At 71.7% G+C, this 19,729-nt stretch carries 17 protein-coding genes; 6 read left to right on the top strand and 11 right to left on the bottom strand.

All coding sequences use genetic code 11. The features are described 5' to 3' along the window. Window positions 1-27 precede the first annotated feature (27 nt). Window positions 28-1,065 (bottom strand): GlxA family transcriptional regulator, encoded by a 1,038-nt coding sequence (locus ACFVXC_RS13960; RefSeq protein ID WP_389904988.1) that lies wholly within the window; start codon window positions 1,063-1,065, stop codon window positions 28-30. Between the two features lie 131 nt (window positions 1,066-1,196). Here ACFVXC_RS13960 and ACFVXC_RS13955 point away from each other — a divergent pair, with 131 nt between their 5' ends. Further along, window positions 1,197-2,525: an MFS transporter gene (locus ACFVXC_RS13955; protein ID WP_389905305.1), complete on the top strand. Its 1,329-nt coding sequence runs from the start codon at window positions 1,197-1,199 to the stop codon at window positions 2,523-2,525. Here ACFVXC_RS13955 and ACFVXC_RS13950 read toward each other — a convergent pair. The 4 genes from ACFVXC_RS13950 to ACFVXC_RS13935 form a co-directional block, all read right to left on the bottom strand. Beyond that, entirely contained in the window at window positions 2,518-3,144 is a 627-nt protein-coding gene (locus ACFVXC_RS13950) for a flavin reductase family protein (protein WP_389905303.1), read from the bottom strand. The two genes, ACFVXC_RS13955 and ACFVXC_RS13950, sit on opposite strands and share 8 nt — an antisense overlap. Before the next feature lie 211 nt (window positions 3,145-3,355). Further along, a complete protein-coding gene (locus tag ACFVXC_RS13945; protein WP_389904986.1) occupies window positions 3,356-4,159 on the bottom strand; it encodes an enoyl-CoA hydratase/isomerase family protein in 804 nt (267 codons plus the stop codon). 100 nt (window positions 4,160-4,259) lie between these two features. Continuing rightward, window positions 4,260-6,485 carry an acetate--CoA ligase family protein gene (locus ACFVXC_RS13940; protein ID WP_389904984.1) on the bottom strand — a complete coding sequence of 742 codons (2,226 nt, stop codon included), beginning with the start codon at window positions 6,483-6,485 and terminating at the stop codon, window positions 4,260-4,262. 313 nt (window positions 6,486-6,798) lie between these two features. After that, complete coding sequence (locus ACFVXC_RS13935) at window positions 6,799-7,962, bottom strand: flavin-containing monooxygenase (protein WP_389904981.1); 1,164 nt, start codon at window positions 7,960-7,962, stop codon at window positions 6,799-6,801. Window positions 7,963-8,214: 252 nt separating this feature from the next. Between ACFVXC_RS13935 and ACFVXC_RS13930 the strand changes: the two genes are divergently transcribed. Then, window positions 8,215-8,673, top strand: a complete 459-nt coding sequence (locus tag ACFVXC_RS13930; protein ID WP_389904979.1) for a Zn-ribbon domain-containing OB-fold protein — start codon at window positions 8,215-8,217, stop codon at window positions 8,671-8,673. A 40-nt stretch (window positions 8,674-8,713) separates the two neighbouring features. After that, the gene (locus ACFVXC_RS13925) at window positions 8,714-9,592 is read left to right on the top strand and encodes a GNAT family N-acetyltransferase (RefSeq protein WP_389904976.1); all 879 of its coding nucleotides are present in this window, start codon (window positions 8,714-8,716) and stop codon (window positions 9,590-9,592) included. A gap of 156 nt (window positions 9,593-9,748) precedes the next feature. On the opposite strand, the gene ACFVXC_RS13920 is transcribed toward ACFVXC_RS13925, so the two are convergent. Beyond that, window positions 9,749-10,435 (bottom strand): pyridoxal 5'-phosphate synthase, encoded by a 687-nt coding sequence (locus tag ACFVXC_RS13920; protein ID WP_389904974.1) that lies wholly within the window; start codon window positions 10,433-10,435, stop codon window positions 9,749-9,751. Window positions 10,436-10,480: 45 nt separating this feature from the next. Beyond that, window positions 10,481-11,731 (bottom strand): acetyl-CoA acetyltransferase, encoded by a 1,251-nt coding sequence (locus tag ACFVXC_RS13915; protein WP_389904971.1) that lies wholly within the window; start codon window positions 11,729-11,731, stop codon window positions 10,481-10,483. Window positions 11,732-11,878: 147 nt separating this feature from the next. Here ACFVXC_RS13915 and ACFVXC_RS13910 point away from each other — a divergent pair, with 147 nt between their 5' ends. Next, window positions 11,879-13,162 carry an acyl-CoA dehydrogenase family protein gene (locus ACFVXC_RS13910; protein ID WP_389905302.1) on the top strand — a complete coding sequence of 428 codons (1,284 nt, stop codon included), beginning with the start codon at window positions 11,879-11,881 and terminating at the stop codon, window positions 13,160-13,162. Continuing rightward, window positions 13,162-13,638 (top strand): nitroreductase family deazaflavin-dependent oxidoreductase, encoded by a 477-nt coding sequence (locus ACFVXC_RS13905; RefSeq protein ID WP_389904970.1) that lies wholly within the window; start codon window positions 13,162-13,164, stop codon window positions 13,636-13,638. Before ACFVXC_RS13910 ends, ACFVXC_RS13905 begins: the two co-directional genes overlap by 1 nt. Window positions 13,639-13,776: 138 nt before the next feature. Here the strand turns inward: ACFVXC_RS13905 and ACFVXC_RS13900 are convergent, their stop codons facing one another. Continuing rightward, a complete protein-coding gene (locus ACFVXC_RS13900) occupies window positions 13,777-14,424 on the bottom strand; it encodes a TetR family transcriptional regulator (RefSeq protein WP_389904968.1) in 648 nt (215 codons plus the stop codon). 317 nt (window positions 14,425-14,741) lie between these two features. Here ACFVXC_RS13900 and ACFVXC_RS13895 point away from each other — a divergent pair, with 317 nt between their 5' ends. Next, window positions 14,742-17,102: a PQQ-binding-like beta-propeller repeat protein gene (locus ACFVXC_RS13895; protein ID WP_389905301.1), complete on the top strand. Its 2,361-nt coding sequence runs from the start codon at window positions 14,742-14,744 to the stop codon at window positions 17,100-17,102. 181 nt (window positions 17,103-17,283) lie between these two features. Here ACFVXC_RS13895 and ACFVXC_RS13890 read toward each other — a convergent pair whose 3' ends face one another. From ACFVXC_RS13890 to ACFVXC_RS13880, 3 genes are read right to left on the bottom strand one after another with little or no spacing between them, the layout of a single operon-like run. Beyond that, window positions 17,284-18,066, bottom strand: coding sequence for an enoyl-CoA hydratase/isomerase family protein (locus tag ACFVXC_RS13890; protein WP_389904967.1), 783 nt, complete (start codon window positions 18,064-18,066; stop codon window positions 17,284-17,286). Continuing rightward, a complete protein-coding gene (locus ACFVXC_RS13885; RefSeq protein ID WP_389904964.1) occupies window positions 18,063-18,512 on the bottom strand; it encodes a Zn-ribbon domain-containing OB-fold protein in 450 nt (149 codons plus the stop codon). The genes ACFVXC_RS13890 and ACFVXC_RS13885 overlap by 4 nt, the downstream gene beginning before the upstream one ends. Window positions 18,513-18,570: 58 nt before the next feature. Then, window positions 18,571-19,722 (bottom strand): lipid-transfer protein, encoded by a 1,152-nt coding sequence (locus ACFVXC_RS13880; RefSeq protein ID WP_389904962.1) that lies wholly within the window; start codon window positions 19,720-19,722, stop codon window positions 18,571-18,573. Window positions 19,723-19,729 lie beyond the last annotated feature (7 nt).

The raw sequence follows: 19,729 nt of genomic DNA, 5'->3' as shown, positions 1-19,729 counted from the left end.
CGCCGGAGCCGGGGCGGGGGCGCGGGGTCAGCGTGAGGACCGTTGGGCGAATGTGCGGCGGTATGCGGTGGGGGTTACCCCCAGGGCCGCCTGCAAGTGCTGTCGCATGGACTGGGGCGTACCGAAGCCCGCGTCCCGGGCGACCTGGTCGACGGACAGGTCGCTGGACTCCAGGAGGTGCCGCGCACGTTCGACCCGCTGCTGCGACAGCCACTGGCCGGGGCTGATCCCCACCTCCTCGCGGAACCTGCGCGTGAAGGTGCGTACGGACATGGATTCCTGGTCGGCCATGTCGCGCAGCTGTATCGGCTCGTGGAGGCGGGCGAGGGCCCAGGCCCGCGCGGAGGTCGTGGTGGCGAACGAGGGCTCCGGGACGGGGCGTTGGATGTACTGGGCCTGGCCGCCGTCCCGGTGCGGAGGCACCACCGTACGGCGGGCGACATCGTTCGCGACCGCCGCTCCGTGGTCGCTGCGCACGACATGGAGGCAGAGGTCGAGGCCCGCCGCCACACCCGCCGATGTGAGGACGTCCCCGTCGTCGATGAACAGCACCTCCGCGTCCACCGTGATCCGGGGGAAAAGGCGCTGGAAGTGCTCCGCCGACGACCAGTGCGTCGTCGCGGTGCGCCCGTCGAGATAGCCCGCGGCAGCCAGCACGTAGCCGCCCGTGCAGATGGAGATCAGGCGCGTGCCCGGTGTGATGTGGGCGAGCGCCGAGGCCAGTTCGTCGCTCAGGCGGCCTTCCTCGTAGACCGGACCGAGTTCGTACGACGCCGGGATCACGACCGTGTCGGCCGTCGCCAGGCACTCCGGGCCGTTCTCCACGAGGATCGCGAAGTCGGCGTCCGTGCGCACCGGGCCCGGAGGGCGGACGGAGGCGGTCACGACCTCGTAGAGGTACTCGCCGTCGGCGGTCCTCGCGCGGCCGAAGATCCGCTGCGGGATGCCGAACTCGAAGGGGATGACGCCGTCCATGGCAAGGACCACCACGCGGTGACGGGGGGCGGTGGTGGTGGTTGCGGCGGTGGCGGTCGCGGCGGTCGTGGTGCCGGTCGATGAGGCCATGGCCCGATTCTAACTAATGCTGTCCTTCGGGCCACTCGTTCGGGGGTGGGGGTACCCGGATGCTGGTTGTCGTGACCCAGACAGACTTGAATCAGCCGGTCGAGCCGCCCACGGAGGTGCCGGGGCCGCCCATGGAGGTGCCGGGGCCGCCCACGGAGGTGCCGGGGCCGCACATGGAGGCGCCGGGGCGGCGTCGTCGTATCCACCGGGCGTGGTTCGTCGCCGCAGTGACCTTCGTGACGATCATCGGCGCCGCGGCCTTCCGGTCCCTGCCGGGCCTGCTCATCGACCCGCTGCACGACGAGTTCCACTGGTCGCGCGGGACGATCGGCCTCGCGGTCTCCATCAATCTCGCGCTGTACGGGCTCACCGCGCCGTTCGCCGCCGCCCTGATGGACCGCTTCGGCATCCGGAGGGTGGTGGCGGTCGCTCTTGTCGTGATCGCGCTCGGTTCGGGGCTGACCGTCTGGATGCAGTCCGCCTGGCAGCTGCTGCTGTGCTGGGGGCTGCTCGTCGGCCTCGGCTCGGGATCGATGGCGCTGGCCTTCGCCGCCACCGTCACCAACCGGTGGTTCACCACGCGGCGCGGGCTCGTCACCGGCATCCTGACGGCGGCCTCCGCCTCCGGCCAGCTGATCTTCCTGCCGCTGCTCTCCTGGCTCGTGGAGGCCCATGAGTGGCGGCCCGCCGCGGTGACCGTCGCCCTGGCCGCGCTCGCCGTCGTCCCGTTCGTCTGGCTGCTGCTGCGCGACCACCCCGCGGACGTGGGCCTGAAGCCGTACGGGGCCGAGGAGTTCGTGGAGAAGCCCCCACCCGTCACGGGGGCCGCCCGGCGTGCGGTCAACGTGCTGTTCAAGGCGGCCCGCACCGGACCGTTCTGGCTGCTCGCCGGGACCTTCGCCATCTGCGGTGCCTCGACGAACGGCCTGATCCAGACGCACTTCGTGCCCGCCGCGCACGACCACGGCATGCCGATCACGGCGGCCGCGTCGCTCCTCGCCGTCATCGGCGTCTTCGACGTCGTGGGCACGATCGCGTCCGGCTGGTTCACGGACCGCTTCGACGCGCGGCGGCTGCTCGCCGTGTACTACGCGCTGCGCGGCATCTCGCTGCTCTTCCTGCCGCTGCTGCTCGATGCGACGGTGCACCCGCCGATGATCTTCTTCATCGTCTTCTACGGCCTCGACTGGGTGGCGACCGTGCCGCCGACCCTGGCCCTCTGCCGCGAGCAGTACGGCGACGACAGCGCCATCGTCTTCGGCTGGGTGCTCGCCTCGCACCAGGTGGGTGCCGCGCTCGTGGCCGTCATCGGCGGTGTCGTGCGGGACTCCTTCGGGTCGTACGACGTGATGTGGATCGCCTCGGGCGCGCTGTGCGCGGCGGCGGCGCTGATGGCCCTGGTCATCCGGCGGCGGGTCGGCGACGAGGAGACCGCCGCGCGGTCCGCCGCGCTCACGTAGCGGACGTGCCGGGCCGGTCGAGCGTGCCGAATGTGCCGAACGTGCCCCGGTGGAACAGGAGCGGTTCGCCGTCGTCGGTGGCGCCGAGGGCGTCCACGCGGCCGACCACGATCAGGTGGTCGCCCCCGGTGTGCACCGCCTGGATCGTGCAGTCGATCCAGGCCGGTACGCCGGCCAGGCGGGGGGAGCCGGTGACGGGCGCGGAGTCGTACACCACGCCGGCGAACTTGTCGGCGCCGCTCACCGCGAAGCCGCGGCAGAGCGCGCCCTGGCCGGCGCCGAGGACGTTGACGCAGAAGACGCCCGCGCGGGCTATGCGCGGCCATGTCGTCGACGTACGCGCGACCATGAAGGAGACCAGGGGCGGGTCGAGGGAGAGCGCGGAGAAGGACTGACAGGCGAATCCGGCCGGGGCCGGTTCGCCTTCGGACGCCGGTGCTGTCACCACGGTCACGCCGGTCGCGAAGTTCCCCAGTACGCGCCGGAACTCACGCGCGTCGAGCGGTGCCCGCTCGTCGTCGCCGACCGCCCGCAGCCGCGGGCGCGGAAGGGCCTCGACCGGCCCTGTGGTGGTCGGCGCTCCGACCGACCTGAGGTATCGGACGGCGGTGGCCGCCATTCCCGCATGTCCCATCACATCACTCATTGAAGCTGACGGTTCGTCAGATTGGAAGGGTCCGGAGCCGTACGAACCATGAACTACGCACCGGACCCCGAATCATGAGCCCCGAATCATGAGCCGGAATCATGAGCCCGAGCCATGAGCCCCGAACCACGAGCCATGAGCCCCGAATCATGAGCCCCGAATCATGAGCCACGAACCGCAGGGCTCAACGGCCCTCGTACGAAGGTGAACGGCGTTCCACGAAGCTGGCCACGCCCTCGTTCGCGTCCGCCGTCGTCATGTTGATCTCCTGCGCCGCGGCCTCCGCCGCGAAGGCCGTCGCCCGGTCCGATTCGAGGGACGCGTTGACCAGTTGCTTGGTCATGGCGATGGCGCGGGTCGGCCCGCCCGCGAGGCGCTCCGCCCAGGCGCGGGCCGTCTTCTCCAGCTCACCGGCGGGTACGACGCGGTTGACGAGCCCGAGCCGTTCGGCGTCCGCGGCCGGCACGGAGTCCCCGAAGAACATCAGCTCCTTGGCCCGCTGCGGTCCGATGAGGCGGGGCAGCAGATAGGCCCCGCCGCCGTCCGGCACCAGGCCCCTGCGCACGAACACCTCGATGAACTTGGCCTGTTCCGACGCGATGACGAGATCGCAGGCGAAGGCGAGGTGTGCGCCGATCCCGGCCGCGGTCCCGTTCACGGCGGCGATCACCGGCTTCTCGCAGTCCAGGACGGCGGAGACGAGGCGCTGGGCGCCCGACTTGATCGTGCGGGCCACGTCACCGGGCACCCGCTCGGCACTGCTCGGCGCACCGCGCAGATCGGCTCCCGCGCAGAATCCCTTGCCGGTCGCGGTGATCACGACCGCGCGGACACCGGGGTCCGCGGAGGCTTCGGCGAGCAGCGAGATGACGCGTTCGCGCTGGTCCCAGGTGACGGCGTTCATGGCTTCGGGGCGGTTGAGGGTGATCCAGGAGACGCCGTTGTCAGTGGCGTGGAGTACCAATGAGTCGAGGGGGGTGTCCGACATGGGGGAGTGGCTCCGAATCGTGTGCGGGGTGATCGGGCGTGGGACGGTCAGGTGGGTTCTCGGGAGACGTCCGCTGTCGGGCGGCGGTCCGCCGCGACACTCACCGGCAGACGGCCAGGGCATCGAGCGCGACCGCGCCCTGCCCCCGCGGCAACACCATCAGGGGGTTGATATCCAGCTCAGCCAGCTCGTCGCCAAGTTCAAGAGCCATCCGCTGCACCCGAAGCACCACCTCGACGAGGGCGTCGACGTCGGCCGGCGGCGCGCCACGGACCCCGTCCAGGAGCGGCCTCCCGCGCAGCTCGGAGAGCATCGCGAGCGCCTGGTCCTCAGCGAAGGGCGGCACCCGCACGGCCACGTCCCGCAGGACCTCGACGAGGACACCCCCGAGCCCGACGGTCACCGTCGGACCGAAAAGATCGTCGTGCGTCACGCCCACGACCATCTCGACGCCCCGCTCCACCATCTGGCAGACAAGGACGCCGTCCAGCGCGATCCCTTCGTAGCGGGCGATGTCGGTCAGTTCCCGATAGGCGTCGCGCACCTGACTCGCCGAGGTCAAACCGACCTTCACCAGGCCGAGTTCGCTCTTGTGGGCGAGGTGCGCCCCGGACGCCTTCATCACCACCGGGTAGCCGACGAGCCCCGCCGCCCGCACAGCGGCCGCCGCACTGGTCACCAACTGCTCGCGCGGCACGCGAATCCCGTACGCGCGCAGCAACTGCTTCGCCGCGTGCTCGCTCAGCTGCTGACCGGGCCGCATCAGGGCCTGGGCCTTGCGGAAGGAGGGGGAGGCCGTGCGCGGCGCGTCGGCGAAGGGGGAGCGGTAGCGGGTCGTGAACCGGTGGTGGTCCAGATAGGCGCGCACCGCCGTGATGCAGTTGGCGAAGGTGCGGAAGGTGGCGACGCGCGACGAGCCGAGCAGTGTCGTGCGGTAGGCCTCCTCGGTTCCGACGGGCGAGCCCCACACCACGCACACCAGCTTGTCCGTCTGCTCCGCCGCGTCCACCAGGTCCTGCGCCAGCTTGTCGCTCATGGGCGGAAAGGGCCCGGTGATGGGGCAGATCAGCACCCCCACCTCCGGATCGTCCAGGATCGCGTCGATGATCTTCCGGCCGCGCCAGTCGCCCACCGGGTGCCCCCCGTTGTCGACGGGGTTGGCGACGTTCAAGTAGTCCGGTATCCACTGGTGCAGCTCCGTCTGCTTGGCGTCGGAGAGGGCGGGAAGCCGCAGCCCCGCCTCGGTCGCCAGGTCCGAGAAGTGCGCGCCCGTGCCGCCCGAGATCGAATACACGACGACGCCTTCGGCCCGCGGAGTCCGCGCCCTGGCCAACAGGGCGGCCGTGTCCTGGAGTTCGTCGAGCCCGTCCACGCGGATCACGCCGAACTGCCGCATGGCCGCGTCGACGACCACGTCGGCGCCGGTGAGTTTGCCGGTATGTGAGGCGGCCGTGCGGGCGCCGGTCTCGGTGCGGCCGACCTTGACCGCGACGACGGGCACGCCCTGCCGGGCGGCGCGGTCGGCGGCGAGCAGGAAGGAGCGGCCGTCCTTGAGGCCCTCGACGTAACAGGCGATGGCTCCGACCTCGGGGCGTTCGGCGAAGTAGGAGATGAAGTCGGCGGTCTCCAGGTCGGCTTCGTTGCCGGTGGGCGCCCAGTGCGAGAGGCGTACGCCGATCTCCTGCATCGTGAAGACGGGGCGGCCCTGGTGGCCGGACTGGGTGATCAGGGCGATCGCCGGTCCTTCGAGGTCGTCGCGGAACTTCTCGAAGGCGTTGAGATTGGTGTTGGGCCCCAGGAGACGGATGCCCGAGCGCTCCACGGCGGCGGACAGACGGGCCTGTGCGGCCGCGCCCTCCTCGCCGGTCTCGGCGAACCCGGAGGCGAAGGCGACCGCGAACTTCACCTTGGACTCGGCGAGTTCCTCGATGACGGGAAGGGGATCACTGACGAGGAGTACGGCCAGGTCGACCTGTTCCGGCAGGTCTGCGACGGAGGGGAAGCAGGGGGTGCCGAAGACGGACTGACGTGTGGGGTGCACCGGATGCAGCCGGGCGCCGCCCCGCTCGGCCCAGTCCATGAGCTGACGGGTGATGCCGGTGTTCGGACGGCCCTCGGCGTCGGACGCGCCGATGACGGCGACGGACTCGGGCCGGAAGAACCGGTCCAGATCCGGCACGTCGGCGTGCAGAGGCCGTCCGCCGACGTCCAGGTCGTCCGCCGTGGCGGTCTGTCCGTGGACGGCGGGTGCCGGGGTTTCGCCGCAGGCCACGACACGCGCGCGGCGGGGGTCGGTGGTGAAGGTGCCGTAAGTCGATCCAAGCATCGGTCCGCCCCGCTCCTGTGTGACAGCAACTCAACTGACGCATAGTCAGATTACTGAACTGACGCTGTGTCAGGAACAGTGCTGCACGCAAAAGCCTGAAGCGGGAACTGCCCGTACCACCCGTAACACCCTTGTCGCCCGTACCGGCACGCTGCCTCACCCGTACCCATGTGCACGCGAGCGCTACCCCGCCCCGGCGGCCGAGGCCACCGGGGCGGGGGGTTCAAGCCATCGGGGAGGGGCGGCGGGGGAGCCGCCCGGGGGGAGGGGCGGCGGGGGAGCCGCCCGGGGGGAGGGGGAGCGGGCCGTCGCGTCAGAGCGCTCTGGACACCGCCTTCGCGATCTTCTCGGCGTCCAGGGCCATTTCCCGCAGCATGCCGCTGATGGGGTTGGTGAACCCGGTGAAGAAGAGGCCGGGGGCCGACTTCGAGGTGCGGGCGCCGCGGACGAGCGGGGTGCCCTTCTTGTCGAGTACGCCGAGGTCTCCGACGAGCGGCTCAAGGGCGCGCCGGTAGCCCGTGGCCGCGACGACCGCCTCGGGAGCGATCAGCGTGCCGTCGGCGAGCGTGATCTTGCCGCCCTCGAAGGACTCGACGGCCGCGACCGGTTCGACCCGGCCCCCGCGCACCGCGTCGATCAGGCCCACGTCCTGTACCGGGATCGCGCCCTCCTTGACGCGGGAGTACAGGCCGGTGCCGGGGCGGGGGAGCCCCCGCGCGGACAGGTCGGGGACGCTCACCTTCGCGATCGGGCCCGCGAGGCGGTCGACGAGCGAGACGGGCAGCCTGCGGCACAGGATGCCCGTGCGCTGGGCGGGCCACCCCGCCGTGGAGCGGCGGACGATGTGCGGTGCGGTGCGCACGGCGAGTCGCACGCGGGCGGCGCCGCCCTCGGCGAGGTCGACGGCGATCTCGGCGCCGGTGTTGCCCGCGCCCACGACCAGGACGTCCTTGCCCTGGTAGGGGTGCGGGGCGCGGTAGGCGCTCGCGTGCACGAGGTCGCCCGTGTACGTGTCGCGGCCGGGCCAGTCGGGCAGGTGGGGGGTGTGGTTGTACCCGGTGGCGATCACGACCGCGCTGCCGGTCAGCTCCCGGCCGCCGGTGGCGTGCAGGAGCCAGCCCTCGCCGTCGGCCGCGCGCTCGAGGCGGGAGACCTCGACGCCGGTGACGATCTCCAGCTGGTGGAACTCGGTGTACTTCTCCAGGTAGCGGATGACGTTGTCACGTGACACCCAGCGTCCGAAGGCGCGCGGTATCGCGAGCCCCGGCAGTGCGGAGAGACGTCGTGTCGTGTGCAGGCGCAGGCGGTCGTAGTGCGTGCGCCAGGAGGCGCCGACGCGGTCGGACTTCTCGAGCACGACCGCGCGTACGCCTCGGGCGCGCAGGGCGGCCGCCACGGAGAGCCCGCCGGGTCCGCCGCCGACGACGTACACGGGGCGATCTTGCTGTGGCGTCTGTGGGGGAATGGTGTCGGCCATGAATCTGAGAGTAATCACGCGGTCACTTGATGGGGGACGGTCAAGCCCCAAACCGGTTGCGAATTGATCACGGGTGTACGCGGCGAGCCGTACGTCCGTGGGCTCCATCGCACGTCGCAGGGCTCACGCGGCGTACGGCCTCTTGCGTACGCCTCTTGCGCAAAGGGCGGGCGTGCGCTGAACTGACGTACCGTCAGAAACCCTCATCCGGAACGGGAGAGACCGCCGCATGGACACGATCCGGCTCGACCTGTGAACCCGCGCTCCGACCTTCCCGAGCCCGACGCCTTCACCCGCCCCTACTGGGACGCGGCCGCGGAGGGGCACCTCCTGATCCGGCGCTGCGGCGGGTGCGGCGAGGCGCACCACTATCCGCGCGAGTTCTGCCCGTACTGCTGGAGCGAGGAAGGCGGCTGGGAGCGGGCGAGCGGTCGCGCCACGCTCTACACCTGGTCCGTCGTGCACCGGAACGACCTGCCGCCGTTCGGCTCCCGCGTCCCGTACGTCGCCGCGGTCGTCGACCTCGCCGAGGGGCCGCGCATGATGACGGAGATCGTCGGCTCCGAGGAGGACGGGCCGCGGAACGGTCTGCGGATCGGGATGGCGCTTGAGGTCGCGTTCCGCGAGGTGGGGGAGGAGGCGGAGGGGGCGGGCGTGACGGTGCCGGTGTTCCGGCGGGCTTCCCGGCGAGTTTCCCCGCGGGCTTCGTAATCCGCTTTCGCGGAGCACGAGAGGCGAGGGATCATGATCCATGGCCTCCTCAGACGCGCACGGCAGCTGGCAGTTGACCTCCGGCCTCGATCAATTCCTCGCCCGAGCCGGGGACTTCCTGCGCTCCGACCCCACCACGCACACCGTGCTGCTCAGCGCCTCCGACAATCTGCGCACGAGAGGGCTCCATGCGTACGGGGACGACGCGCCCCGCTTTGGTATCCGCACCGGAGCCGACGGCGCCGTGGAGGGCGTCTTCCTGTGGACCCCGCCGCACCGGCTCTCGCTGAGCCCCCTGGCCGACGAGACGGCCGCCGACGACCTCGCCGCGCTGCTCTGCGACGCGGGCGAGAAGCTGCCCGGCGTCGGAGGCGAGCGGGAGACCGCGGAGGCGTTCGCGCGGGCGTGGGAGCGGCGCACGGGGGTCACCGCCGAAGTCGCCTACCGTGACCGGCTGTACCGCCTGGGCACCCTCACCCCGCCCGAGCCTGCCCCCGAGGGTGCCGCGCGCGTCGCCACCGAGGCGGACCGGGAGCTGCTGATGCGCTGGCACCGGGAGTTCGGGGAAGCCATGGGGGAGAGCAGGATCATCGGCTCCGCTGCGTGGGCCGATGCCCGCATCGCCTACGGAGGCATCACCCTCTGGGAGACCCCCGACGGCACCCCCGCCGCCATGGCCGGCCGCACGCGCCGCATCGCGGGCCAGGTCCGGGTGGCCCCCGTCTACACCCCCGCCGCGCTCCGCGGCCGTGGCTACGCGGGAGCCGCGACCGTCGAGGTCAGCCGTGCCGCGCTGGCCGACGGGGCGGACGAGGTGCTGCTCTTCGCCGACCTGGCCAACCTCACGAGCACCGGGCTCTACCTGCGGATCGGCTACAGCCCGGTGCGGGACTTCACGCAGTACCGCTTCACGCCGTGAGTTCTATGGCGTGAAGCGGTACTGCGTGGGCTCTACGGCGTGGGCTCTATGGCGAGAGTTCTACGGCGTGGGCTCTACGGCGTGAGTTCCACGCCGCGAGCTCTATGGCGAGAGTTCCACGCCGCGAGCTATGGCGAGAGTTCCGCGGCGTGATCCTCACGGCCACAGCAGCTCCTTGACCCAGTTCTCGTCCGTACCCCGCCGGTACCGCAGCCGCACGTGCCGGCGCCGCGCTTCCCCCTGGAAGAACTCGACCTCCGACGGTTCGAGTACGTACAGCGTCCAGCTCGGCGCCGGGGCGTCCGGCTCCGCCTGCGCGTGCTCCCAGGCGGCCTGGCTCGCGGCCACCAGGTCCCCGTACGACGGCAGCACTTCGCTCTGTCTGCCGACCAGTGCCGACGCCAGTGCCCCGGGCGAACGGCGTGCGAGATCGGCGCGGCTCTCGGTGGCGCTCGCCGTCGTCACCCGGCCGCGCACCCGGATCTGGCGGCCCTGCACGGGCCAGTAGAACCCGAGCGCGGCCTCGGGGCGCGCCGCGAGCTGGCGGCCCTTCGCGCTGCCCGAGTGCGAGCCGAAGTGCCAGCCGGAGGCGTCCGCGTCGTGCAGCATCAGCGTCCGCAGGTCCGGGTGGCCCGACTCGTCCGCCGTCGCCAGGGTCATGGTGTGCGGCTCCACCTGACCCGCCTCGGCCACGTCCACGAACCACTGCCAGAACAGGGGCAGCGGCCCCGCGGGGGCGGTCGCCGGGTCGAAGGCGGGAAGTTCGGTGTCCCAGACGCGGAGGGAGCGCAGGAGGGCGCGGCCGTGGGTGGTGTCATCGGGCCTGGTGTCGGAGTCGTCCATCCGGCGAATCTACGGGAGGGGTCGGCGCGTCAGGCTGAGGCCTCCTCAGCCCCGCCCGAGCACCACTGTCCCCGACGAGCAGAACCACCCGCCCGTACCGGACGCCACCGCCACCTCCGGCAGCCTTCCTCCCGCCTTCCGCACCTGGCGTCCTTCGCCCGCGTCGCCGCGCAGTTGCCGTACCGCCTCCACGAGCAGGAACAGGCCGCGCATTCCCGGGTGCTGGGCGGAGAGGCCGCCGCCGTCCGTGTTCGTGGGCAGTTCGCCCTCCCGCAGCAGGCGGCCCTTCTCCACGAACGCGCCGCCCTCGCCCTTCGCGCAGAAACCCAGGTCCTCAAGGGTCACCAGGGTCATGTAGGTGAAGGCGTCGTAGATCTCCGCCACGTCGACGTCCGCGGGGCGCACTCCCGCCCGCTCGAACGCCAGGCGCCCGCTCACCGCCGCCGGGGAGACCGTGAAGTCCTCCCACTCCGACATCGTCGTGTGCGAGACGTGCTCGCCGGTGCCGAGCACCCAGACCGGCGTCGACGCGCAGTCGGCCACGTACTCCTGCGCCGCGAGGAGCACCGCGCATCCGCCGTCGGAACGTATGCAGCAGTGCAGTTTGGTGAACGGGTCCGCGATCATCGGGCCGTCCAGGACCTCGTCGGCGGTGATCGGGTCGCGGTACATCGCGTCGGGGTTGGTCGCGGCGTTCGCCCGTGCCTGGACCGCCACGGAGGCGAGCTGTTCGAGCGTCGTGCCGTACTCGTGCATGTGGCGGCGCGCGGCCATCGCGTACTTGGAGATCAGGGAGTGGCCGTACGGGACCTCGAACTGAAGGGGGCCGCGCGCGCCGAAGGAGAGGTTCGATGTGCGCCGTTTCGCCTTGATGTCCGCCCTGGCCGTCGAGCCGTACACGAGGAGTACGGCGTTGGCGCGCCCGGCGGCGATCGCGTCCACCGCGTGGGCCGCCATGACCTCCCAGGTGGAGCCGCCGACGGAGGTGGAGTCGACCCAGCGTGGCCTCAGGCCCAGGTACTCGGCGACCTCGACCGGGGCGAGCGTGCCGAGGCCCGCGGACGCGACGCCGTCGATGACCTCGCGGCCGAGGCCCGAGTCGGCGAGGGCGCGGCGGGCGGCCTGGGCGTGCAGGGCGTAGGGGGTGGCCTCGTCCACGCGGCCGCAGTCGGAGAGGGATATGCCGACCACGGCCACCTTGCGCGGGTGGCTCCGCGGGCCGTTTCGCGGGAGCTTCGTCGACGCGACCGCACCGGCCGGCGCCGCGGAAGGGCCTGGAGGAAGGGGAGTTGGCATGAATCTGACGGTACATCAGATCGGGTGTGCGCAGGGAGCCGTTACGTGTCGTCCCGGCCCTGTGCATCTGGCGGGCGCCGTCTTAGCATGACGACCCGTCAGATCTGGCTCGTCGCACACGGCGGCGACCCGGGGAGGAGCTCGCCGATGGACGCCGCCTTCACCGCGGAGCAGGAAGAAATCCGCCGCACCCTCCGTGAGCTCGTCACCAAACGCTGCGGCCCCCAAGAGGTGCGGACCGCGGTCCGCACACCCGCCGGGTACGACGCCGCCCTCTGGTCCGCCCTCGCCGGACAGCTCGGCCTGCCCGGCATCGCCGTCCCCGAGGCGTACGGGGGAGTGGGATGCGGCCCGGCGGAGCTCGCCCTCGGCAGCGAGGAACTGGGCCGCGCCCTCGCCCCCTCGCCCCTCTTCGCCACCGCCGCTCTCGTCGCCCCGCTCCTCCAGCTCCTGGGCACCGACGAGCAGCGGTCGCAGCTGCTTCCGCGCATCGCGCAGGGCACTCTTGCCGCCGCGCTCGCCGTGCCCGGCACGGGTCTGGCCACCGCGCTCGGTCTCGTCGGCGACAACCTCGGCGACTGGTCGGGCGGCGGCCGTGCGGGCGGTGTGCAGGCCAAGCTGTCGGACGGCGTCTGGCGGCTCTACGGCCAGGCCGAGCAGGTCCTCGACGGGCACAGCGCGGGACTGCTCGTCGTGGCCGCGCACACCGGGGGGTACGCCCGCTCGCGCACTCTCCTCTATCTCGTACGGGAGGGGGCCGCCGGACTCGTACGGACCCGGCAGACGGCCCTCGATGAGACCAGGCCGCAGGCCCGCGTCGAACTGCGTGATGTTCAGGCGGAGTTGCTGGGTGCCGCCGATGACGCCGATGTGCCGGGGGCGCTCGCCGCGGTCGGTGACGTCGCCGCCACCGTGCTGGCCGCGGAGGCCGTGGGCGCGGCGGACAGTGCGCTCGGGAGGACGGTCGAGTACGTCAAGCAGCGTGAGCAGTTCGGGCGGGCGATCGGGTCCTTCCAGGCCGTCAAGCACCGTCTCGCGGATGTGTATGTGCAGGTGCAGGCCGCGCGGTCGGCGGCGTACTACGCGGCGTGGGCCGCCGGTGCGGGCTCCGAACGGGCTGGTGCGGGATCCGAACGGGCCGGTGCGGGATCCGAACGGGCCGGGGGCCTTGCGCTCGCGCAGGCGCTCGACGCGTTGCGGACCGCGGCGTCGGAGGCCGTGCAGTTGCACGGCGGCATCGGGTTCACCTGGGAGCACGAGGCGCATCTGTACTTCAAGCGGGCGTCGAGCGACGAGCTGCTCTTCGGGCCCGTGCACCGGCTGCGGGCACGCGCGGCGGAACAGGCGGAGCTGTTCGCGCCGACGCCGGCCCGCACGTCGACGCCGACCGGTACCTCCACACCCCCCGCGACCCCGACGGTGGCCGTCTGATGGCCCCCGGTGTCCGCCTGATGCAGAAGATGTCGTCCACCAGGACCTTCGCGAAGATCGCCCCGCACTTCATCCCCGCCATGGACCGCACGGTGCACCGCCTCACGCGAGGCAAGGTGCTGCTCAGCGCGAAGATGCTGCCGGGGGTGATCCTGACGGTGCGCGGCGCCAAGAGCGGGATTCCGCGGCGCACACCCTTGGCCTGTATGCCGGAGGAATCGGGGAGTTGGATCCTCATCGGCTCCAACTTCGGGCGCCCGGGGCATCCCGTATGGACCGGCAACCTCATCGCCCATCCGGACGCCGACGTCAACTGGCGGGGCGCGGACGTCCCGGTCAGGGCGCGGCTGCTGGCGGGGGACGAGCGGGACGCGGCGTGGGACGCGGCGGTGGCGTTCTGGCCGCCGTACGCGACGTACCAGTCCCGCGTGGAACGGGAGATCCGTCTGTTCCGCGTGGAGCGGCGCACGGACTAGACGCACGGACTAGACCTACGGATCGAGTGCCCGGGGAACACAACGGCGGATCACTGGAACACCGTGATCCGCCGTTGCGGTGACAGGACTTGGTGAAGCGTCGGAGAGAAGAGCGTGGGAGAGGATATGCGAGATGCCCTACTTCGTCGGCTTCTTGCCTGTTACGCCCAGATGCACCAACAGTGCGAGGTTGGGCTTCAGTTCGGCCTGCTTGACGCCCCACGTCTGGAAGCCCCGCTGGTGCGAGGCGACCGCGGCGAGCATCGCCACCAGGGAGCCCGCCATCGCGGCCGGGTTCACGTCCTTGTCGACCTTGCCCTTGGCCTGGAGCTCCTTGACCGTGTCGGTAAGGGAGTTGTTGACCGAGTTCAGGATCTTCATACGGAGCTTGTAGAAGCGTTTGTCGCCCTCCGCGGCGCCAAGATCGACGACCCGGAGGATCGCGTCGTTCTTGCGCCAGAAGTCGAGGAAGCCCTCGACCAGCTCCTGCGAGGTCTGCCACCCCGCCTTGCCGACCCAGGATCGGCCGTCGAGGAACTGGGTCAACTCCGCGCCTTCGGCCGCCATTTGCTCGGCGATCTCAAGGACGGCGCCCTCGACGTCGGGGAAGTACTGATAGAAGGTCGCGGGTGAAGTCCCCGCCTTCCGGGCGACGTCGATGACTTTGACGTCCCGGTAGGGCGAGGAGCTGAGCATCTCGCTGAGGCAGTCGAGCAGCTTCTGACGCGTCGCCTGACCGCGCCGACCGGCCACGCGGCCGTCGACGGTACGTACCTGTCCTGTCATGCCGTCAGCTTACCGAGGGGTGATCGGAGCGCGATTCGGCCGAGTGCAAATGGGGTTGGAGGCGGTATTCGCCCCTTGTTCCGCGCACAGGTCCGGCGCCGGATTCGAATAGCTCATACGTTCGAATCAAACGTCACTCGCGCATCTCGTCTCTCCTTGCGTCTCCTTTGTCCCACAACACCCCGATCCCGCCCCGGGTTCGCAACCGTCGCCCCGTACAGGAAGAATCAGGGTGCGTGCCGCCGGAGCGGCTCGGTGGTGAGACGCTGCTCGGGGCCGCTCATACGGCGCCCGCGTACGGGGAGGTGGCAGGGCAAGTGGTGGATCAGCTGACGCAGCACGATCCGAGGCGGATCGGCCCGTTCGAGGTGCTCGGCCGGCTCGGAGCCGGTGGCATGGGCCTTGTCTACCTCGCGCGCTCCGCGTCAGGGCGGCGCGTGGCGATCAAGACGGTCAGGACCGAGCTCGCCGAGGACCAGCTGTTCCGCGTCCGTTTCACGCGTGAGGTCGAGGCGGCACGGGCCGTGTCCGGTTTCTATACGGCGGCTGTGGTGGACGCCGATCCGCGTGCGGCGGTGCCGTGGCTGGCCACCGCGTACGTACCGGCCCCCTCGCTCGAAGAAATAGTGAATGAACACGGGCCGCTGCCCACCCAGGCCGTGCGCTGGCTTGCGGCCGGCGTCGCCGAGGCCCTGGAGTCCATCCACGGCGCGGGCCTCGTCCACCGTGACCTCAAGCCGTCGAACGTCCTCGTGGTGGAGGACGGACCGCGCGTGATCGACTTCGGCATCGCGTCCGGCGTCTCCAACACCCGCCTGACCATGACGAACGTCGCGGTGGGCACGCCCGCGTACATGTCGCCCGAGCAGGCGAAGGACTCACGCAGCGTGACCGGCGCGAGCGACGTCTTCTCGCTCGGCTCGATGCTCGTCTTCGCCGCCACCGGGCACGCGCCCTTCCACGGCGCGAACCCTGTCGAGACCGTCTTCATGCTGCTCCGCGAGGGCCCTGACCTGGCAGGACTTCCGGACGAGCTGCGCCCGCTCATCGAGACGTGCATGCAGATGGAGGCGCCGCTGCGGCCGAGCCCCAACGACCTCCAGGCCCAGCTGGCGCCCCACCTCTTCGCCTCGGAGAGCGAGGACGGCGACAGCGGCACGGCCTCCGCCTGGCTGCCCGAGCGGGCCGTCGCGCTGATCGAGGCGCGCCGGGGCGGCCGTCCGCCCGTGCGGGCCGCGCTCGCCGCCTCCGGGCGCAGCGGCGGCGGCCGTGGTGGCGCCCCCGCCGTCGCACCGCCGCCGCGGCACGCGCCGCCGGTGCCGCCGACGCAGCCGCCCCCCTTCGGGAACGTGCCGGACGCCGGTCCCGTGCACCTCGCCGGGGCGAAGGTGCCGATCGGTCCAGGACCGCGGGTGGCCGACGCGCGCGCCGCAGCCGTGAGCGCGCCGCCCGCCGACGGCGGCCTCGCCGCCTCGTGGTCGCGGTCCAAGGCCGTCACGAACGGCGTCGACCCCGTGGTGCCCGCCCCCACCGCCGCGCCGGACGCGGGGGCCGCGTGGCGCCCGTGGCGGTTCCGGATGTCGAACGACGTCTGGGGGACGCCCGCCGTCGCGGGGAACCTCGTGTACGTCACGTCCTTCGAGGTCCACGCCCTGGACGTCGGCACGGGCCGCCGCAGCTTCAAGACGCGGGACGTCGCCTGGTCCATGGCGGTCGCCGACGGACGTATCCACGCCTCGGACGGCCCCACGCTCTACGCCCTCGACGGCGCCGAGGGCACCGACCTGTGGCGCCTGTCGACCGATGCCTGGGTGTACTCCCTGCAGGCCGACCGCGGCACCGTCGTCACCGGGACGCGCGGCGGCGGCGTACAGGCCTGGGAGGCCGCGAACGGCGAGAAGCTCTGGGAGATCACCGGAGCCCAGACCGACTTCGAGACCCCCGAGGCGGGACCCGTCGTCCACGACGGCACGGTCTACGTCTGGAAGGACGCGCGCCTGCGTGCTCTGGAGGCCCGTACCGGCGAGGAGCGCTGGTCGTACCCCATTGGCGACGCGGCCTCCTGCGGTGGCGTTCCGGTGCGGCTCGCGCCCGCGCAGGACGGGTACGTGTACGTGTCCGCGGGGTCCAGGGTCCTGGCGATCGACGTGGCCGGCGGGCACGTCCGCTGGCACTTCGAGGCGCCCGCCGCGTTCCTGTGCCCGCCCGCGTTCGCGCCGGGACCCGCGGTCACCGGCGGCGGCGTGTATCTCGCGGACTACCTCGGGACCGTGTACGCCCTCGACGCCATGGACGGCCGTGACCGCTGGCGCATCGCCACGGAGTCCCGGGCGTCGATCGAGCCCGTGCTCGTCGCGGACGGGCATGTGCACGTGGGCAGCGGCAAGGGGCTCTACACGCTGGACGCGGTGACGGGAACGCCCAAGTGGCGCTTCCAGGCCGGTGGCGAGGTCGTCGGCACGCCCGTCGTCGCCGACCGGCGGATCCACTTCGGTTCGACGGACCACCTGCTGTACACCCTGAAGGCGGACGACGGCCGCCTCCGCTGGAAGCTGGCCACCGGCGGCGAGATCACCGGGGCTCCGGTGGTGCGGGACGGCGTCGTGTACGCGTGCAGCAAGGACCGGTGCGTGTACGCGCTGGACGCGGAGCGGGGGACCGGGACAGCCCGGTCCTAGGCGGGGCGGCCGGACCGTTCCCGGGTGTGGGCCCGCCTCGTGACGGCCGTCGTACCAGCTTTGGAAGGGGCTCCGGACGGCGGCCGTCCACTGGTGACGTTACGCCGAGCGAATGAACCGCGCGAGGTGACCGCCCGGCTCTCACCCGCTCACCCGCTCACCCGCTCCCCCGCTCCCCCGCTCACCTGGTACGGAATGCGGACCCGCGCCCCGTGAAGAGCCCCGCCTGTCGCTCCGGCGGCAGACTGCCGAGCGCGATGAGGTGCGGCGCCTGGGCCAGGGCCTGGGTGCGGGCCGCCTCCTTCGCCGCCCAGAGCGCGCGCACGGTGCCCTGGACCGGCTCCGTCGGGCAGGCGGCGATGACCTCGGCGGCGCGTACGGCCGCCGTCAGCAGGTCGGCGGGGGCGACCAGCTCGGAGACCAGGCCGATCTCGTACGCCCGCCGCGCGGAGACCCGCTCGGCCGTCCCCATCAGCGACATCCTCGCGACCTCGCCGAGCGGCATGCGCTGCGCCATGAGGATCGCCTCGTACGCGCTGACCATGCCGTACGTGGTGTGCGGGTCGAAGAACGTGGCGTGCTCGGCGGCGATGACGAACTCCGCCTCGCCCAGGAGATAGAAGGCACCCCCGCACGCCATGCCGTTGACGGCGGCGACGACCGGCTTCCACAGGTCGTTGGCCTTGGGGCCGATGGACAGGAGCGGATCGTCCATCGAGTAGGGGGAGCCGGGCTGCGGTACGTCCGTGTCGCGGTCGATGCCCGTGCAGAACGCCTTCTCCCCCGCGCCGGTGAGGACGATCGCCCGTACGGTGTCGTCGAAGCGGAACTCCCGCCAGAGGGAGCCGAGTTGCTCGCAGGTGGCGAGGTCGATGGCGTTGTGGCGCGCGGGGCGGTCGAGGGTGACGACCGCTACGCCCGTGTCCTTGTCGATCGCCGTACGCAGGGCGCCCGCAGCCGTCATGGCCGCTCCAGCAGCCAGCGGGGCGTCGCGATCCCGCCCACGTCGGTGAACGTGACCTGCACCTTCGCGCCGATGCGCAGGCGGTCGGGGTCGACGGAGTTCAGCGGAGCGTCCGGGGCGGTGACCAGGTTGCCGACCAGGCGGATGCGGGGGGCGTCGGCCAGTTCGACGATGATCGCGTTGTACGGGGCCTGCTCGGCGTAGGCGGGGAGCAGGGGTGGGTGCGGGCGGACGTAGGACCAGATGCGGCCGCGTCCGCTCATCCTGCGCCACTCGCTGTCGAAGGACTGGCAGTGGGGGCAGCAGGGCCTCGGCGGGAACCGCAGCTCGCCGCAGGCGGTGCAGGCCTGTATGCGGAGTTCGCCCCGGGCGGCGTACTCCCAGAAGGGGGCGCCGTCCGTATCGATGGTGGGGGAGAGCAGGGGCTCGGTGGTCGCGTCTGTCATGTTCTCGCCTCTTCCGGGTGCGGGCCGTCGTGGTTGCTCGCGCGGTTCCCCGCGCCCCTTAAGGGGCGCGCAACAGCACCGCCGACGTCGGTACGCCCTCGCCCGCCGTCACCAAGCACGTCGCCGCGTCCGGTACTTGCGCCGTGCTCGTGCCACGCAGCTGCTTCACGCCCTCGTTGATGAGGTTGAAGCCGTGGACGTACGCCTCGCTCAGACCGCCGCCCCCGGTGTTGATCGGCAGCCGGCCACCGCTCTCCAGTGCGCCGCCCTCGGTGAAGGCGCCGCCCTCGCCCCGGCCGCAGAAGCCGTACCCCTCCAGGGACAGCGGGATCAGCGGCGTGAACGCGTCGTAGATCTGGGCCACGTCCACGTCCTGCGGGCCGAAGTCCGCCTGCTTCCAGAGGTGTCGGGCGGCCGTCCACGCGGGTCCGGTCAGCGGGTCGTCGTTCCAGTAGTTGACCATGCCGTGGTGCTGCGCGGGCAGGCCCTGGGCGACGGAGTGGACGTACACGGGCTTCTGCCGGCAGTCCCGCGCCCGCTCGGCGGACACGATCACGCACGCCAACGCGCCGTCTGTCTCCAGGCAGTTGTCGAACAGGCACAGCGGCTCGCTGATCCATCGCGACGACATGTACATCTCGCGGGTCAGCGGCCGTTCGTACATCATCGCGGCCGGGTTCTGGTTCGCCCGGTTCCTGCACGCGAGGGCCACATTGAAGAGGTGGTCGCGGGTCGCGCCGTACTCGTGCATGTAGCGGCGCGCCAGCATGCCGATCTCGTCCGCGGGGCGCAGCAGCCCGAACGGCCGCGTCCACTGGGCGGGAGTGGGGAGTTGGACGGCCGTGTTCTTCCAGGGGCGCGGCCCGCTGCCCCGCTTGCGGGAGCGCCAGGCGATGCCGACGTTCGCCTGCCCGGTGGCGACGGCGGACGCGAGGTGCGCGATGGTCGCGCAGGAACCGCCGCCTCCGTAGCCCACCTTGCTGAAGTAGGTCACGTCGCCCGCGCCGATCGCCTTGGCGACCTCGACCTCGTCCGTCTCCTCCATCGTGTACGAGGCGAACGCGTCGACCTCCGAAGGGGCGATGCCCGCGTCGTCGAGCGCGGCGACGATCGCCCGGCAGGCCAACGTCTTCTCGTCCTCGGGCAGTTGTTTGGCGAACGAGGTCTGCCCGATCCCGACTATCGCTGTAGCGTCTTTGAGTGAAGCCATGGGCAAC

The organism is Streptomyces sp. NPDC058257 (assembly GCF_042881845.1).
GTDB lineage: Bacteria > Actinomycetota > Actinomycetes > Streptomycetales > Streptomycetaceae > Streptomyces.
Note: the sequence above shows the minus strand (reverse complement) of the source record. Positions and strands in the feature narration are given on the sequence as shown.

Excerpts from the sequence above, each read along its gene's own strand:
- ACFVXC_RS13915 (WP_389904971.1), bottom strand. The coding sequence starts at position 11,731 with ATGCCAACTCCCCTTCCTCCAGGCCCTTCCGCGGCGCCGGCCGGTGCG.
- ACFVXC_RS13880 (WP_389904962.1), bottom strand. The coding sequence starts at position 19,722 with ATGGCTTCACTCAAAGACGCTACAGCGATAGTCGGGATCGGGCAGACC.
- ACFVXC_RS13940 (WP_389904984.1), bottom strand. The coding sequence starts at position 6,485 with ATGCTTGGATCGACTTACGGCACCTTCACCACCGACCCCCGCCGCGCG.
- ACFVXC_RS13960 (WP_389904988.1), bottom strand. The coding sequence starts at position 1,065 with ATGGCCTCATCGACCGGCACCACGACCGCCGCGACCGCCACCGCCGCA.
- ACFVXC_RS13900 (WP_389904968.1), bottom strand. The coding sequence starts at position 14,424 with ATGACAGGACAGGTACGTACCGTCGACGGCCGCGTGGCCGGTCGGCGC.
- ACFVXC_RS13885 (WP_389904964.1), bottom strand. The coding sequence starts at position 18,512 with ATGACAGACGCGACCACCGAGCCCCTGCTCTCCCCCACCATCGATACG.
- ACFVXC_RS13955 (WP_389905305.1), top strand. The coding sequence starts at position 1,197 with ATGGAGGTGCCGGGGCCGCCCACGGAGGTGCCGGGGCCGCACATGGAG.
- ACFVXC_RS13950 (WP_389905303.1), bottom strand. The coding sequence starts at position 3,144 with ATGGCGGCCACCGCCGTCCGATACCTCAGGTCGGTCGGAGCGCCGACC.
- ACFVXC_RS13890 (WP_389904967.1), bottom strand. The coding sequence starts at position 18,066 with ATGACGGCTGCGGGCGCCCTGCGTACGGCGATCGACAAGGACACGGGC.
- ACFVXC_RS13935 (WP_389904981.1), bottom strand. The coding sequence starts at position 7,962 with ATGGCCGACACCATTCCCCCACAGACGCCACAGCAAGATCGCCCCGTG.
- ACFVXC_RS13945 (WP_389904986.1), bottom strand. The coding sequence starts at position 4,159 with ATGTCGGACACCCCCCTCGACTCATTGGTACTCCACGCCACTGACAAC.
- ACFVXC_RS13910 (WP_389905302.1), top strand. The coding sequence starts at position 11,879 with ATGGACGCCGCCTTCACCGCGGAGCAGGAAGAAATCCGCCGCACCCTC.
- ACFVXC_RS13925 (WP_389904976.1), top strand. The coding sequence starts at position 8,714 with ATGGCCTCCTCAGACGCGCACGGCAGCTGGCAGTTGACCTCCGGCCTC.
- ACFVXC_RS13920 (WP_389904974.1), bottom strand. The coding sequence starts at position 10,435 with ATGGACGACTCCGACACCAGGCCCGATGACACCACCCACGGCCGCGCC.
- ACFVXC_RS13905 (WP_389904970.1), top strand. The coding sequence starts at position 13,162 with ATGGCCCCCGGTGTCCGCCTGATGCAGAAGATGTCGTCCACCAGGACC.